The sequence below is a fragment of the Amycolatopsis sp. NPDC021455 genome (genome assembly GCF_040640995.1).
Classification (GTDB): Bacteria; Actinomycetota; Actinomycetes; order Mycobacteriales; family Pseudonocardiaceae; genus Amycolatopsis.
Genome location: NZ_JBFACT010000011.1, coordinates 91,921 through 106,549 on the forward strand (window position 1 = coordinate 91,921; position 14,629 = coordinate 106,549).

General features: G+C 70.4%; 12 protein-coding genes and 1 pseudogene. 5 read left to right on the forward strand and 8 right to left on the reverse strand.

What is annotated here, in order from left to right; all coding sequences use genetic code 11:
* Positions 1-33: 33 nt before the first annotated feature.
* The gene (locus AB0G28_RS16570) at positions 34-1,515 is read right to left on the reverse strand and encodes a hypothetical protein (protein WP_361089039.1); all 1,482 of its coding nucleotides are present in this window, start codon (positions 1,513-1,515) and stop codon (positions 34-36) included.
* A 107-nt stretch (positions 1,516-1,622) separates the two neighbouring features.
* Here AB0G28_RS16570 and AB0G28_RS16575 point away from each other — a divergent pair, with 107 nt between their 5' ends.
* Both AB0G28_RS16575 and AB0G28_RS16580 read left to right on the forward strand, forming a co-directional pair.
* A complete protein-coding gene (locus tag AB0G28_RS16575; RefSeq protein ID WP_361089041.1) occupies positions 1,623-2,696 on the forward strand; it encodes an LLM class flavin-dependent oxidoreductase in 1,074 nt (357 codons plus the stop codon).
* Positions 2,693-3,280: an FMN reductase gene (locus AB0G28_RS16580; protein ID WP_361089043.1), complete on the forward strand. Its 588-nt coding sequence runs from the start codon at positions 2,693-2,695 to the stop codon at positions 3,278-3,280. Before AB0G28_RS16575 ends, AB0G28_RS16580 begins: the two co-directional genes overlap by 4 nt.
* Before the next feature lie 564 nt (positions 3,281-3,844).
* Here AB0G28_RS16580 and AB0G28_RS16585 read toward each other — a convergent pair.
* The 4 genes and pseudogenes from AB0G28_RS16585 to AB0G28_RS16600 form a co-directional block, all read right to left on the reverse strand.
* Positions 3,845-5,075, reverse strand: a pseudogene (locus AB0G28_RS16585) (DUF222 domain-containing protein).
* A gap of 92 nt (positions 5,076-5,167) precedes the next feature.
* Positions 5,168-5,758, reverse strand: a complete 591-nt coding sequence (locus tag AB0G28_RS16590) for a dihydrofolate reductase family protein (RefSeq protein ID WP_361089045.1) — start codon at positions 5,756-5,758, stop codon at positions 5,168-5,170.
* Position 5,759: 1 nt separating this feature from the next.
* Positions 5,760-6,221 (reverse strand): SRPBCC family protein, encoded by a 462-nt coding sequence (locus AB0G28_RS16595; protein WP_361089047.1) that lies wholly within the window; start codon positions 6,219-6,221, stop codon positions 5,760-5,762.
* On the reverse strand, positions 6,218-6,550 hold the full coding sequence (locus AB0G28_RS16600) for a metalloregulator ArsR/SmtB family transcription factor (RefSeq protein WP_361089049.1): 333 nt from the start codon (positions 6,548-6,550) through the stop codon (positions 6,218-6,220). Before AB0G28_RS16600 ends, AB0G28_RS16595 begins: the two co-directional genes overlap by 4 nt.
* 133 nt (positions 6,551-6,683) lie before the next feature.
* Between AB0G28_RS16600 and AB0G28_RS16605 the strand changes: the two genes are divergently transcribed.
* The 3 genes from AB0G28_RS16605 to AB0G28_RS16615 are packed head-to-tail and all read left to right on the forward strand — an operon-like array spanning position 6,684 to position 9,162.
* A complete protein-coding gene (locus tag AB0G28_RS16605; protein ID WP_361089051.1) occupies positions 6,684-8,096 on the forward strand; it encodes a serine hydrolase domain-containing protein in 1,413 nt (470 codons plus the stop codon).
* Positions 8,063-8,482, forward strand: a complete 420-nt coding sequence (locus tag AB0G28_RS16610) for a PGPGW domain-containing protein (protein ID WP_361089053.1) — start codon at positions 8,063-8,065, stop codon at positions 8,480-8,482. Before AB0G28_RS16605 ends, AB0G28_RS16610 begins: the two co-directional genes overlap by 34 nt.
* Positions 8,483-8,499: 17 nt before the next feature.
* Positions 8,500-9,162 (forward strand): TetR family transcriptional regulator, encoded by a 663-nt coding sequence (locus tag AB0G28_RS16615; protein WP_361089055.1) that lies wholly within the window; start codon positions 8,500-8,502, stop codon positions 9,160-9,162.
* Between the two features lie 2 nt (positions 9,163-9,164).
* On the opposite strand, the gene AB0G28_RS16620 is transcribed toward AB0G28_RS16615, so the two are convergent.
* The 3 genes from AB0G28_RS16620 to AB0G28_RS16630 form a co-directional block, all read right to left on the reverse strand.
* Complete coding sequence (locus AB0G28_RS16620; protein ID WP_361089057.1) at positions 9,165-9,560, reverse strand: carboxymuconolactone decarboxylase family protein; 396 nt, start codon at positions 9,558-9,560, stop codon at positions 9,165-9,167.
* 106 nt (positions 9,561-9,666) lie between these two features.
* Positions 9,667-12,054: a DNRLRE domain-containing protein gene (locus AB0G28_RS16625; protein WP_361089059.1), complete on the reverse strand. Its 2,388-nt coding sequence runs from the start codon at positions 12,052-12,054 to the stop codon at positions 9,667-9,669.
* 94 nt (positions 12,055-12,148) lie between these two features.
* Complete coding sequence (locus AB0G28_RS16630) at positions 12,149-14,611, reverse strand: LamG-like jellyroll fold domain-containing protein (RefSeq protein ID WP_361089061.1); 2,463 nt, start codon at positions 14,609-14,611, stop codon at positions 12,149-12,151.
* Positions 14,612-14,629: the final 18 nt, after the last annotated feature.

Consider the following 14,629-nt stretch of genomic DNA (forward strand, 5'->3'; position numbering starts at 1 on the left):
GCGCTGTCGCTCCCGGAGTGGCGTGCGCCGCCCCTAACGGGGGTCGTAGCCCAGGTCGGGCCACAGGCCCAGCAGGGCTTCGATCTTCCGCGGGACCTGGAAGCTGTTCCGGAAGTTCGGCTTCTCCCCGATCGCGGCGAGGCCCTTCCGGAGGTCGCCGAAGAGCGGTTTCGCCGCCGTCTGCCGCGTCAGGAGGTAGCAGTACGTGCGTCGCGGGTAGGCGTACTCGTCGGCGTACGCGTGCAGCACGAGACCGGGGGCCTCGATCCGCGACCCGACGAGGGCCCGGCCCTGCTTCTGGCTGTAGACGCGGATCACGTGCACGCCCGGGCGCAGCGTGCGCGGCGGGTCCTGGCCCTGGCCGTCGTCGGCCCAGAACAGCTCGACCCGGAACGGCGATTCGCCGTTCTCGCCCGGGTGGGTGTACTCGCGGGTCAGCTCTTCGAGCCGGTACTCGGCCTCGGCCGACGGCTCCCCGCCTTCGACGAGGCTCACCAGGTACAGCTCGGCCGGGCGCGGCCAGTTCGGCCGGGGCACGTCGGCGGGTTCGGGCTCGTTGGCTTCCGGCTCGGCCGCAACCGGTTCCGCGGTTCCGGCCTCGGCGGTGACGGCGGGCGTGGCCGGGGCCGCCTGCTCCGGCTGGTCCGGCTGCTCGGCGGGAGGGGCGGCCGGCGTGGCCGTGGCGGGCTGCGAGGTACTGGGGACATCGGGGATGGCGCCGGCCGGGACCTCCGGCCGCGACACGGCGGTGCCGCCCGGGACGCCGGGGCGGTTCACGGGCGAAGAGGTGCCGCCCGGGACGCCGGGGCGGTTCACGGTCGAAGGGGCGGCGCCCGGAACACCCGGGCGCACCGGGGAAGCAGGCGGGGTCGCCGGGCGCACCGGGGAGGGCGGCGGCGTCGCGGCCGCGGGCCGGACCGGCGTCGCCGGGCGGCTGGTCACCACGGGCCGGGCCGGCGCGGCGGCGGGCCGGGCGGGCGTCGCCGGGCGGGCCGTGACCGGCTTGCCGGCGCCGTACTGCTCCAGCAGCGGCTCGAGGTCACCGGCGGTCAGCGAGGGACCGGCGAGGTCGCACCACTCGAGCCAGGCCTCCTGGGCCTCCTCGACGGTGTGCCGCTCGTGCGAGACGGTGACGGCCTCGAACAGCTGCCGCGGGCCGGCGGCGGTGACGTCGGCCGAGCCGACCACGACGAAGGACGGGTCGTCCTCCGCGATCACCAGTTTCGCGTTCAGCCCCCGCAGCGAGTGCACGATCACGCCCGCCTTGACCCAGTGCAGCAGCGCGTGCGGGCTCGTCGCGCCGGACAGCACGGTGTCCAGGCTCGCGTCCGTGATCAGCGTGTCGCCGGGTTGCAAGGGCAGCAGGGCCGCCGCGCCGGGACCGACGTGACCGAAGGCGGCCACCAGGTTCCGGCGCGGGGCGAGCAAGGGGGTGATCGAGGCCCAGATGTCGCGACCGGCGAGTAGTCGTACCGAACGTTCTGCCAAACCCAGCCGAGCGAGCTCCGCGTCCATGTCCTTGACCTTACTTGGTGCGTCTCGCGGCTTTGACGGGCGGAATATCTCTTGCTTGGAAGTAGTTGAACGCGCATGTAAGATGGGGCTCGCGAAGGGAGCAGGTCATGCAGTTCGGAATCTTCACGGTGGGCGACGTCACGACCGATCCCACCAACGGCACCACGCCGAGTGAGCACGAGCGGATCAAGGCGATGGTCCGCATCGCCCTCAAGGCGGAAGAGGTCGGCCTCGACGTCTTCGCGACCGGCGAGCACCACAACCCGCCCTTCGTGCCCTCGTCGCCGACGACGATGCTGGGCTACATCGCGGCGCAGACGTCGAAGATCATCCTGTCGACGTCGACGACGCTCATCACGACGAACGACCCGGTGAAGATCGCCGAGGACTTCGCGATGCTGCAGCACCTCGCCGACGGCCGCGTCGACCTGATGATGGGCCGGGGCAACACGGGCCCGGTCTACCCGTGGTTCGGCCAGGACATCCGCCAGGGCATCCCGCTGGCGGTGGAGAACTACGCGCTGCTGCGCAGGCTGTGGCGCGAGGACGTGGTCGACTGGGAAGGCAAGTTCCGCACCCCGCTGCAGGGGTTCACGTCGACACCGCGTCCGCTGGACGGAGTGCCGCCGTTCGTCTGGCACGGTTCGATCCGCAGCCCGGAGATCGCCGAGCAGGCCGCGTACTACGGCGACGGCTTCTTCGCGAACCACATCTTCTGGCCGAAGGAGCATTTCCAGCAGCTGATCGGGTTCTACCGCCAGCGTTACGAGCACTACGGGCACGGCTCGGCGGACCAGGCGATCGTCGGTCTGGGCGGCCAGGCGTTCATCCGCCCCAAGTCCCAGGACGCGTGGAACGAGTTCCGGCCGTACTTCGACAACGCGCCGGTGTACGGGCACGGGCCGTCGCTGGAGGAGTTCACGGACCAGACGCCGCTGACAGTCGGCAGCCCGCAGGAGGTCATCGACAAGACGCTCACGTTCCGCGAGCACTTCGGTGACTACCAGCGCCAGCTGTTCCTGATGGACCACGCCGGCCTGCCGCTGAAGACGGTGCTGGAGCAACTCGATTTGCTGGGCTCGGAGGTCGTGCCGGTCCTGCGGAAGGAACTGGACTCGATGCGTCCCGCCCACGTCCCGGAGGCCCCGACGCACGAATCGCTGAAGGCGGCGCTGGTATGAAGCTCGCAGTGGTGACAGCGGGACTGTCGGTCCCGTCCTCGACCCGCCTGCTGGCGGACCGCCTGGCCGCGGCGACGGTCGCCGCGGCCGGGTCCCCGGTCGAGGTGTCCGTGGTGGAGCTGCGAGATGTAGCGGTGGACATCACGAAGAACCTGCTGACGGGCTTCCCGAGCCCCCAGCTGGGGACGGCGATCGAGACGGTGACGGGCGCGGACGCGCTGATCGCGGTGACACCGGTGTTCACGGCGGGCTACAGCGGGTTGTTCAAGTCGTTCTTCGACGTGCTGGACGCGGATTCCCTGGTGGGCAAGCCGGTCCTGCTCGCGGCGACGGGCGGGACGGAAAGGCATTCGCTGGTACTCGACTACCAGCTGCGCCCGTTGTTCGGGTATCTGAAGGCGGATCCGGTCGCGACGGGCGTGTATGCGGCATCGTCGGACTGGGGAAGCGGGGAGGGTGCGTTGCAGCGGCGGATCGAGAAGGCCGGGGCCGAGCTGGCTTCACGCGTCGCCGGGCGGCCGGCTGTTGCCGCTGGGCCGGAGTTCGTGCCCTTTGAGCAGCTGCTCGCCTCGGCGGGGGAGTAGACCGGTCGGTTGCCGGGTTGCCGGGTTGCCGGGTTGCCGGGTTGCCGGGTTGCCGGGTTGTGCGGTTGCCCGGTCGCCCGGCTGTGCGGTTGCCCGGTTGTGCGGCTGCCCCGGCCTGGCTCTCCAGCTGCGGTTGTCGGCAGCCGGGGCGGTCGGCTTTTGGTTGACGGCTGGGGTTCGTGGAGGCCGTAGCAGGAGTGGGGCTATCGGAGCCGCAGGGGCCTGGCTGTGGGGTGTCCGGCTGGAGGGTCCGATCGTCTGCGGCGGGTCGGTTGTCGGCGAGGCTCGCCGCTAGGACATGCGCGCCGCTGTGCGGCCGGCTGGGGTCAGGCTTTGCGTTGTGGCGGCTGGAAGTTGGTCTCTTCGTCGAGAACGGCACGGGTCAGTGGGCGAAGTCGGCCGGTGGGCCGGCCGCCAGGTGGCGGGCTGTTGCCGGTGGGGGCGTAGGTGGCACTCCGCGGGTGCTTGGTGGTGACCGATTCTCGGCTCGTTGAACCGATTTGGCTTTGATACGCGTGGGTGTAGGCCCGTAGCCGTGAGGCTGCGGGCCTGTCCCGTGTTCGGTTATGCCGCGAAGGGCAGGGGTTGGTGGAGGTTGTTGCGCCTCGGTTTTCGCCGCCTGTCCAGGAACACCGGGGGCAGGAACTCCGGAAGACCGTCGGCGGCGATGCGGACCTCCCACCCGGAGCGGTGCAGCAACCGGTGGTGATGGGCGCACATCAGCACCAGATTCCCCAGCTCGGTCGGGCCGCCATCAGCCCAGTGCCGAACGTGGTGGCCTTGACAGTGCCGCGGTGGCCGAGGACAACCCGGAAACGCACAACCCCGATCACGCAGGTACAGGGCATGGCGGATACCCCGCGGGACCAGACGACGCAGCCGCCCCACATCAAGGGGCTCACTGTGGGCACCGAGAACCGCGGGGATGATCGTGCAGTCGCAGGCGTGCAACCGGGCCTCGGCCGCGGAGATCGTTCCGGTGTCGCCCAGCAGCGCGGTACCGATCCCGGACCGCAAGTCTGCGAGGGAGACCGCGACCATGACATGGGCGCGTTCCCCGGCCTGCACCGGCAGGTCCGGGGTGTTTCAACGCCAGGTCGATGGCGTCGGAGAAGGCGTCGCCGTAACGTTCCTGCGGCGACCGCAGATCCGGGCCCTCGCCGCTGCTGCGACGCTGAGCAAGCGAGTCCAGCAGGGCACTGGCCCGGACACCGGTCTCGTCATCCAGCCTGCCGCTGACCTCCCAGACCCCAGACCGCTTACGCCGCAACGACAGTTCCCGGGCAGGGATGGCAGGCTCGGAGTCATCAGGTTCGGGACCGTCCGGATCCAGGTGGGCCAAGATCCGGGCACCGAGCGCGGCGACCTGCCGATGCCCCGCCTCCTCCGCGAAGTCCAGCAGGTGCCGCTCGGCACCCTCCCGATGCTCCGGCGGAATGTCCTGCAACACCCCGACGATCACATCGATCATCGGGGTACTCAACCGCCCCGACCGAGCCACCACCCCGGTCGCCGCAGCCACCGCAGGGATCGGGGTGCCGTCAAGGTTCCGGCCGGGATTGACCACCCGGGCCCGTCTCACCATCCGCTCAGCGGAGGATTTCGGGACATCCGCCAGATGCTCGAGCAGCCGGGGTACGGATCGGTAGCCGAACAGCTCCAGCACACCCCGCTGCTCGATCTCCACCAACACCGCACCCAACTCGGCTTCCGCAGACCGCACGGTCGCCAGCAGCGAACCGACACGGTCGGCCAGAGCCACCGCCTCGTCCCGCCAGATCGCACGTTCGGTCATAACCTCATGATCACCAAGAATCGAACACCTGTCATCACACGATCAGGTGGCAACCGAACAACTCGCGCCACGGCGAAGCCGTATCTCGAAACTCAACCCACCCGGTAACGAAGATGAGTAACCCCGTCCCCGGCAACAACTTCGACAAGATCAAGCGAACCAAGCCCGGAGTCGAGCCCGGCGAAGTACCGAACCCCCTCCCCGAGAAAAACAGGGACAAGATCGATCCGAACCTCGTCGAGAAGCCCGAGACGAAGACACTGCTGAGCAATACTGGGCCCGGAAACCCCGACAGTCCCATCCCCGGCCGACCGAGCCTGCGAGACAGCGCCGGCGACATCGGAAACGAAGGTGAACGGCGCAAGGTTGGCGGAAGACCAGTCCGAAGGCGGCGGCCGATGCGTGACGACGAAAGCCCGTCCGGCACCGGGCGGGTTGCCGCCCCAGCCGTGGGTGTAGTCGAACACTCGCCGGCCGCACACGAAAGCGGAACCGCGCATGGATTCCAGAAAGTCACGTAAGTAAGAGGCACTGGCCGGACTGACGTGGAAGTCGATCGGGTACCCGATCATCGGCACCTCGACGTCACCGCCCTGGTACCAGTCGAACAGCGGCCCGACGCTGTCGTCGGGCCGCGCCACGAACCCGTCGAGCGACATGCAGAAGCTGGCGACGACCGTCATCTCAGTTCTCCTCCAGAACCGTGTCGAGCCGCTCGTACGACTGCGTGATCCCGGTGTTCATCCCGCTCTCGACCGCCGTGTCGCGGGCCTCGACGGACGGGAACACCGAACGGCTCGACAGGCGGGTGCGGCCGCCGAGGTCGGTGAACGTCATCGACTCCAGGGACACCTCGCCCGGGGCGCCGAGGTATTCGAACGTCTGGATGATCCGGTCGGCTTCGACCGTGTGGTAGACGCCGCGGAATCCGTGCTCGCCGCGCGAGTCGCGGTGGATGTAGTGGTAAGCGCCGCCGGAACGGGCGTCGAACTCGATGAGCTCCATCTCCATTCCGTGCGGGCCCAGCCAGCGGACGATCAGGTCCGGGTCGGTGTGTGCGCGCAGGACCGCCGACGGCGGGGCCGCGAACTCGCGGCTGATCTCGATGAACGGCGTGCCCGGCTGGGCGGTGATCGTGGTGCTCACTTCTCCTCCAGTGTGTCCAGGACGGCGTCGAGCCGCCGGTAGCTGCGTTCGGTCGCCAGCCGGTACGTGTCGATCCAGCCGGTCAGGGCTTCGAGAGCGGACGGCACGAGGTGGCACGGCCGCCGCTGGCCGTCGCGGCTTCGGGTGATCAGTCCCGCCTGCTCCAGCACCTGGATGTGCCGGGAGATCGCCTGCTTCGTGATCGAGAAGGGCTCGGCCAGCTCGTTGACCGTCGCTTCTCCGCGGGACAGCCGCGCGACGATCGCCCGGCGCACCGGGTCGCCGAGTGCGGTGAACGCCCGGTCCAGTGCCTCCTCGTCAATCGCCATCTTTATCAACCAATCTGTTTATCAACCGATGAGTTGACTATAGGCGGACTGTCAAGGCCCTGCCGAAAGTCGGGGGTGGCGGGCGTCGTCCGGCAGAGGTGGCGAAGGGCCGTTGATCCCTAGGTTGACCCGCATGACCAGGCTTTTCCTCGTGCTCGCGGTCCTCCTGCTCGCCACCGCGCCACCGGCGGCCGCGGCACCGGCGATGGACCTCGACGGCTACGTCCGCAGCCACCTCGACCACACCGGCCTGCCCGGCGCCGCGGTCGCCGTGACGCACAACGGCGACATCGTGCGCGTCGCGGGCTACGGCCACGACGCCACGGGCGCGCCGATCACCGCGTCGACGCGGCTGCCGATCGCGTCGCTGAGCAAGTCCATGACGGCGTTCGCGGTGCTCCGGCTGGGGATCGGGCTCGACGAGCCGGTGACGCGCTACCTGCCGGAGTTCCGGCTCGCCGATCCGCGCGGCGCCCGGATCACCGTCCGGATGCTGCTGGACCAGACGTCCGGGATGGCCGACTCCACGTTCCCCGACCTGAAGCTCGCGCAGCCGCACAGCCTCGCCGAGGCCGTCGCCCGCCTGCGTGACGCGCCGCTCGCCGACGAGCCGGGGGCGCGGTTCCACTACCACAACCCGAACTACGAGGTGGCCGCCCGGATCGTCGAGGTGGTGGCCGGCCGGCCGTTCGCGGAGTACCTGCGGACGCAGGTGTTCGGGCCGCTGGGCATGACCGGCAGCACCTCCGTGGACGCGCCGCCCGCCGGGACCGAGGGGTACGTCCGGGCCTTCGGGATCGAGGTCCCGGTGTCCGAACCGGACGGGTTCACCGGCGGCAGCCACGGCGTGCTCAGCACCGCGGCGGACATGGCGAAGTGGCTCAGCGCGCAGCGGGACGGCGGCGGGGTGGTCTCGCCGGCGAGCGCCGCGCTGGCGCACACGCCCGCGCCCGGACGCGACTACGCGCTGGGCTGGCGCGTCCAGGACGGGAAAACGTCGCACACCGGCGACTGGTTCTCCCACACCGCGGCGCAGGTGCTGCTGCCCGGCGGGTACGGCATCGCCGTGCTCGCGAACACCGGGATGGCCCTGGACAACGAGGCGGAGCTGCTGGCCCAGGGCCTCGCGAGCCTGCTCGAGGGCGGCTCGCCGGAACCCGCACCGCCCGCCGGCGTGCTCGCCGACCGGGTGCTCGCCGCGCTGGCCCTGGTCGCGGTGGGCCTGGCGGCGATCGGGGTGCGCAGGGCCCGGAAGCGCCGGTGGTGGCGGATCGTGCCGCCGTTGCTGCCGCTCGTCCCGCTGGTGTTCCTGCCGCAGCTGCTCGGGTGGGTATTCGCCGGCCGGCAGGGTACCTACACCCAGGTGCTCTACGTCTGGCCCGGGCTGGTGGTCGCGCTCGGCGTGGTCGCGCTGGCGGGCCTGACCGTGGCCGCGGCCAGGACGCGAGTCCTCGTGAGTGGCACGCGAGGCCGCGACCAGGAAGAATCGGACCCGACGAGGGGAGACGCCCAGTGGGCATCGGCAAACAGACGAAGCGGATCCTGATCACGGTGGCGGGGGCCATCCTGCTGGTGGTCGGGGTGCTGCTGCTCGTCCTGCCCGGCCCCGGGCTGCTGCTGGTGCTCGCCGGGTTGCTGCTGCTGGCGTCGGAGTTCCCGGCACTCGAGCGGTACGTCGACCCGGTGCGCGACCGCGCCATGAAGGCGGCCGAGGACAGCGTGTCCTCGCCGCTGCGGATCGCCGGTTCGGTGCTGGCCGGGCTGGCGCTGCTGGCGGCGGGGATCGTCTGGGGCACGGTGAAGTCGCTGCCGTTCAGCGGCTGGAGCACCGGGTCGAGCCTGATCCTGTCGTCGGTGATCCTCTTCGCGCTGCTGGGCTGGAGCTACCACCGCGTCAAGTCGCGCCGCGAAGCCGGGACAAAGGCCGCCTGACCGGTAACGTCGGCGCCATGAGCGCCGGATTCCAGCGAGCCCGGCGGCCCGAGCAGGTCGAGGCCCGCCGCGCCGCGATCCTCGCGGCCGCGCGGGAGCTGCTCGACCGGCGGCCGGTCGCCGACATCAGCCTGCGTGAGCTCAGCTGCCGCGTCGGGCTCGCGAAGTCCAATGTGCTCCGGTACTTCGACAGCCGCGAGGCGATCTTCCTCGAGGTCCTCGACGACGTGTGGACGGCGTGGCTCGACGACCTCGAGAAGGCGCTCGACGAGCCCGGCCCGGCGGAACCCGGCTTCGCGCGGGAAGAACGGGTCGCCGGGACGATCGCGCGGACGCTCGCCGAGCGGCCGCTGCTGTGCGAGCTGGTCAGCTCGACGGCGCCGGTGCTGGAACGCAACATCACGGTGGACTCCGCCCGCGGCTTCAAACGCCGCGCGGCCGCGAACACCGAGCGACTCGGCACCCTGGTCCACGACCGGATCCCGGAGCTGCCGGCCGAAGGGGCCCGCCACTTCGCCCGCGGTGTCCTGGTGCTGGTGTCCGGGTCGTGGCCCCACGCCAACCCGACGGCGGCCGTCGCGGCCGCGGCCGCCGAGCTGGGCGAACCGCCGGGGTTCGCGGCCGGGCTCGGGGAGACGCTCACGAACCTGCTGGCCGGTCTCGTCGCCCGCGGCCGGTGACGTCAGGCGGGCGTCACCGGCAGCAGCCCGCGCTCGCCGAAGACCTTCTTGGCGGTGAAGGTCGCGTTGAGCGCCTTGGGAAATCCACAGTAGACAGCCGAGTGCAGCAGCGCCTCGACGATCTCGGCCGGCGTGAGCCCGACGTTGAGCGACGCGTTGACGTGCACCTCCAGCTGCGGTTCGCACCCGCCGAGCGCGGTGAGCATGCCGAGCGTGACGAGCTGGCGCTCGCGCGGCGCCAGGCCGGGCCGGGCGTAGATCTCGCCGAACCCCCACGACACCACGGCTTCGGCCAGCGCCGGCGAGACGTCGGCGAGGTTGTCGAGGACGCGCTGCCCGCTCTCGCCGTCGATCTCGTTCAGGGTCTTGAGGCCACGCTCGAAGCGCTCGTCGGTCATCTCGGGTTCCTTTCCCCAGTGTTTCGGTGCCGGAACCGACGCTAGGGGCTGGAGCGTGCTCCAGGTCCAGCGTGACGGCCACCACAGCGGGTGGCCGTCACGGCTGTCAGACCGCCGTCGCCGTGCCCCGGGCCGAAGCACCGGTGTTCACGTAGACGTAGAAGCTGGTACCCGTCTCGTCGGAACGGGTGCCGGCGGTGTTCGTGCTCCACACCCGCAGGTTCACGTACGAGCCGCTGTGGGCGTCCGCGGGTACGTCGAAGCCGAACGTGGCGGTGCCGTCGGACCCCGGCGCCAGGGTGGTCTCCGGGCCGGAGTCCACCTTGTAGCCGTAGGTGGCCAGATTCGCCTGGACCGGCGTCAGGGTGCACTGGATGTGCTGCCCCGGCGCCACCGACCACCCGGTGGGGTCACACGAGAAGTTCGGCGAAGAGTAGGCGACGTAGAACGTGTAGCCGCCCTGCTCGGAAACCGTGCCGTCGGCGAACTTCGTCGTCACGTAGATGCTGTTGATGTAGCTCTGCGTCGGGGTGAAGACCACGCTCGCCGTGCCGTCCGGTCCCGCGGCCACCGTGCCGTGCACCCCGTTGTTGAAGTCGTACGTGTAGCTCACCGCGCCCGGCACGGGCGAGGAGAACACGAACGTGCCCGGGACGCCGACCGCCCCGGTCATGCCGCCGCCTTCCGGATACTCCGCGCTCGTCACGTTCGGCTTGTTCGACGCGACCGAGACGTTCATCCCGCCCCAGCCGGACCGGACACCCGACGCGGTCGTGGTGTAGCCGTAGAACGAACCCCACGACGACGTTTTCGGCGTGACCGTCACGGTCGCGGTGCCGTCCGCGCCGAGCGGCACCGTGATCAGGTCCTCGTCGTTCCAGTGGTAGGTGAGCGAGACCGACCCGGGCAGCACGGCGCGCACCCGGAACTGTGCCGGGAGGCTCTGCGTCGGGTTCGCGGTGAGCGACTCGACCTCGGGCTCGCCGGGCTCGCTCACGACCGTCTCGCTGCTCTCCGACGTCAGGTAGCCGGTGGCGAGCTGGGCACGCACGGCCAGCTGGAGGTAGGTGAGCTGGGGATCGGTCGGGGTGACCTGCACGGTCGCCGTCCCGTCGGGGCCGGCCGCCACGGTCTCGTCCGGCTGGTTGGTCAGGTGGTAGACGTACCCGGTGACCGGGGTGGTGCCGTACGGGGTGAAGGTGCATGTCCGCGTCACGCCGACGAAGTCGTCGAACGGTGCGCAGGTCACCCCGGGCTGGTTGGCGGCGACCCAGAACCGGTAGCCGGCCGACGGCGACTGGTTGCCCGCCGCGTCGACGGAGACCGCGCCGATGCTCACCGGTCCGCTGCTGCGAGGTGCGTAGCGGACGGTCGCCTTGCCGCCGCGGCGGTCGGCGGCCGCGTAGCCGCCGTCCCACTTGAAGCCGACGACGTCCTTGTCCCCCTTGGCGTCGAAGACGAACGTCCCCGGGACGCCCGTGCCCCCGGACCCGGGCGGCGCCTGGGCCGCGTAGTCCGTGGACGTGATCACCGGCGCCGCCTTGGGCGGAGTGAAGTCGGTGGTGAACTTGCAGGTCGCGCTCCACGGCCCGAAGTTGCCTTGGTAGTCCTTGCCCCGCGCCTGCCAGACGTAGGTGACGCCTTCGGCGAGGAACGAGTCGACGTCGGCCCAGATCTGGTCCACCCCGATGCCCGTGTTGCCGACGGTACGGCGCTGGTCCGGCGCGTCGGCCGGCCAGAAAGCGAACTCCCCGTTGAGGTAGGAGTCGTCGCCGTCGGTAACCGTCGCGGTCAGGTGCGCCTGGCGCGAGACCACGAGGGGCTTCGCCGTGCACGCCTGGTAGTTGACGGTGAGCCCGGACGGCTTGCCCGGCACCTTGTCGAAGGTGAGCCCGAGCACCGCCTTCGGGTCGTACTCGCGGCCGAGTGCCAGGTCGTTCTGCTGGTCGTCGGGCAGCCGCAGGACGAAGGTCGCCGTGGTGCGGCCGGCGTCGAGCGCGGACTGGACCGCCGCGGTGACCGTCCAGGTGATCTGCCGCGAAGGGCACGAAGAGTCGATGTACGGGCCGGTGGCCTTGACGAGCTCCGCCGGCTGGTTGTTCCAGGTCGGCTTTTTCGCGGGCTCGGTCAGCCAGACCTCGGTCGTCCGCGGGTGGGAGCAGTCGGTGACGGCGGTTTCGCCGGTGCTCAGGTACGCCCGCTCGAGCGGGTTGCCCTTCAACGCGGAGATATCGAAAGTGACGTAGGACTTGAAGACGTGTTTCGTGCCGCCGGCGTAGACGTGCGCGCCGACCGGCGCGTTCCCGGCCTGGTTGACGAAGCTGGCCTTCGGTGCCGCCGAGTCGACGTAGGCCCACGACGAGGCCGCGGTCTCGGTGACCGTCTGCGCCGCTGCCGGTGGCGCGGCGAGCACCGCCGTGCCGGCCGCGGCCAGCGCCGTGACGAATGTGATGACGCCCGCTCTCGCGGGCAGGGTGGATCTTCCGGAGCCCAAAACGGCTCACCCCCTGTGCGTGTGCACCCGATGGCCGCGGGATGCGGCCATACCGCTATCGCACACGCACAGGGGGCGTTACCGGTTGCCTCGGCTACTTTCCGCTGGTGAAAAGGGCATTCACGTCCGAATCGGACAGTGCCCGGTCGTAGACGTGGACCTGGTCGACGGCCCCGTCGAGGAAGTCGACCGGGTTGCCGCCGTACTTGCCGCGGCCGATCACCGTGTGCCCGGTCGACGCCTCGCCGAGGCAGACGCTCTTCGTCGCCGCCAGCTGGCCGTCGACGTACAGCTTGAGCGTGCCCGCCGCCGCGTCGCGGACGCCGACGAGGTGGTACCAGCGGTTCGGCTCCGGCGCGGTGGGCGCCAGGGCCCGCGTGCCCACGAAGCTGAACGCCAGCCGGTGGTCCGCGCCCGAGTACTGCAGGAAGAACGCGCTGTTGCCCGGGCCGTCCTGGCTCACCGCCGTCTGGAAGCCGTCGCCGACGGCGTTGAACTTGACCCACGCCGCCGCGCTGTAGCTGCCTTCGGTGTTCAGCAGGGCGGCACCGGTGTCGGCGTACTGGCCGGAACCGTTGGTGGCCAACGCCGATCCGCTCTTCCCGGCCGTCCAGGACGCGCCGCCGACGAGCGTCGCGTCGTGGTCGCCGACCGCATCGGCAGCCACCGTGCCCGCGTTTTCGTCGAACGGGTACGCGGCGATGCCGTCGATCCCCGGCGTGCCCGCGGGAACCGAGGGTCCGGACACCGGGTTGCCGGTGGCGCCCTTGATCACCGCGAGGTTGGCCGCGCGGACTGCCGCGAAGTCCATCTTCTTCACCTGCCGGTCGTAGGTGAAGAAGCCGTTGACCTCCTTCTCGACGTCGGTCGTCTGCGTGTAGACACCCGCGGACACCCCGCACCGCTGGGCGACGAGCAGCAGGCGCTGCTGGAGTTCGCCGTAGCGCCGGGTCAGCGTCGCGCTGTCCGGTTCCATCTCGTAGGCGAAGCTGCCCGCCGGGTCGAACTGGTGGCCGTCGACCTTGAGGCCGAGGCCGCCGTACTCGCCGTCGACCGCCGCGCGCGTGCCGGTCTGCGTCGGCGTGCCCGGCCCGGTGTAGGAGTGGTCGTCGTAGATGTCACCGCGGCCGCTGTCCGGTTCGGACCGGCAGCAGTTGACGCCGGATTCGGCGTTCACCAGCCGGGTCGGGTCCCAGGACTTGACGAGATCGGCGATCCGGCCGACCTCGTAGTCGCCCCAGCCCTCGTTGAACGGCACCCACGTGACGATCGACGGGAAGCTGCGGTGCTGGTCGATCATCCGCTTCATTTCCGATTCGAAGTTGACGCGCGACGCGGCGGACGGTTCGACGTCGTCCTTCATCGCCGGCATGTCCTGCCACACCATCAGCCCGAGCTTGTCGGCGTAGTAGTACCAGCGGTCGGGCTCGACCTTGATGTGCTTGCGCACCATGTTGAAGCCGAGTGCCTTCTCCTGCTGGAGATCGAACTTCAGCGCCGCGTCGGTCGGCGCGGTGTAGATGCCGTCCGGCCAGAAGCCCTGGTCGAGCGGGCCGACCTGCATGACGAACTTGCCGTTGAGCAGCATCCGCTGCTTGCCGTCGGCGGTCTTGCCGACGCTGATCGAGCGGATGCCGAAGTACGAGCCGACTTCGTCCCCTCCTGCCAGCCGGACGCGCAGGTCGTACAGGAACGGGTCGTCCGGCGACCACAGGTGCGGCCGGTCCACCTTGAGCTTCAACGGCTTGTTCGCGTCTCCGCTCACGCGCCCGACCGGGCGGCCGTGGTCGTAGGCGACGGCTTCGACGCGCTGCCGCACCGGCCCGCCGACCACGGCGTTCACCGTAACTGAGCCGCTGGCCGCGTCCGGCGTGATGTCGAGGCGGTCGATGTGCGCCGGGTTCACCGGTTCCATCCACACGGTCTGCCAGATGCCGGACGTCGGCGTGTAGAAGATGCCGTCGCCGGGCTGGCGTTGCTTGCCGATCGGCTGCCCGCCCTGGTCGTTCGGGTCGGCGACGCCGACGATCAGCTCCTGGTCCCGCGCGGTCGTCAAGGCGTCGGTGACGTCGACGGAGAAGGCGTCGTAACCGCCGGTGTGCCGCGAGACGGTCTTGCCGTTGACGATCACCGTCGCGTCGTAGTCGACGGCCTGGAAGTGCAGCAGGATCCGCTGTCCGCGCCAGTCGCGCGGCAGCTGGAACGTGCGGCGGTACCACATCTGCGTCTCGTGGCGCATGATCCCGGACAACGCGGATTCCACCGGGTAGGGCACGAGGATGCGCTCGCCCAGCGAACGGCCGACCGGGGCCGCCTCGCCGGGCTTGGCGGCGGCGAACTCCCAGACGCCGTTGAGGTTCTGCCACTTGTCGCGGGTCAGCTGCGGTCTCGGGTAGTCGGGGAGGGCGTTGGCAGGGGAGACGTCGTTGGTCCACGGGGTGGACAGCGGCGGGGTGAGCCGCTGCCACTGCGGCGGGGACGCGGCGTTCGCGGCGGGGACCGCGAGGCCGGTGAAGACCAGCGCCAGTGCGGCGGCGAGGCGGGCGGGGCGGAACATCGTCGAACCTCCTGGTAG

Bases quoted from the DNA above. Each gene is read 5' to 3' on its own strand.
- AB0G28_RS16570 (WP_361089039.1), bottom strand. From the start codon at position 1,515: ATGGACGCGGAGCTCGCTCGGCTGGGTTTGGCAGAACGTTCGGTACGA.
- AB0G28_RS16575 (WP_361089041.1), top strand. From the start codon at position 1,623: ATGCAGTTCGGAATCTTCACGGTGGGCGACGTCACGACCGATCCCACC.
- AB0G28_RS16580 (WP_361089043.1), top strand. From the start codon at position 2,693: ATGAAGCTCGCAGTGGTGACAGCGGGACTGTCGGTCCCGTCCTCGACC.
- AB0G28_RS16590 (WP_361089045.1), bottom strand. From the start codon at position 5,758: ATGACGGTCGTCGCCAGCTTCTGCATGTCGCTCGACGGGTTCGTGGCG.
- AB0G28_RS16600 (WP_361089049.1), bottom strand. From the start codon at position 6,550: ATGGCGATTGACGAGGAGGCACTGGACCGGGCGTTCACCGCACTCGGC.
- AB0G28_RS16605 (WP_361089051.1), top strand. From the start codon at position 6,684: ATGACCAGGCTTTTCCTCGTGCTCGCGGTCCTCCTGCTCGCCACCGCG.
- AB0G28_RS16615 (WP_361089055.1), top strand. From the start codon at position 8,500: ATGAGCGCCGGATTCCAGCGAGCCCGGCGGCCCGAGCAGGTCGAGGCC.
- AB0G28_RS16620 (WP_361089057.1), bottom strand. From the start codon at position 9,560: ATGACCGACGAGCGCTTCGAGCGTGGCCTCAAGACCCTGAACGAGATC.
- AB0G28_RS16630 (WP_361089061.1), bottom strand. From the start codon at position 14,611: ATGTTCCGCCCCGCCCGCCTCGCCGCCGCACTGGCGCTGGTCTTCACC.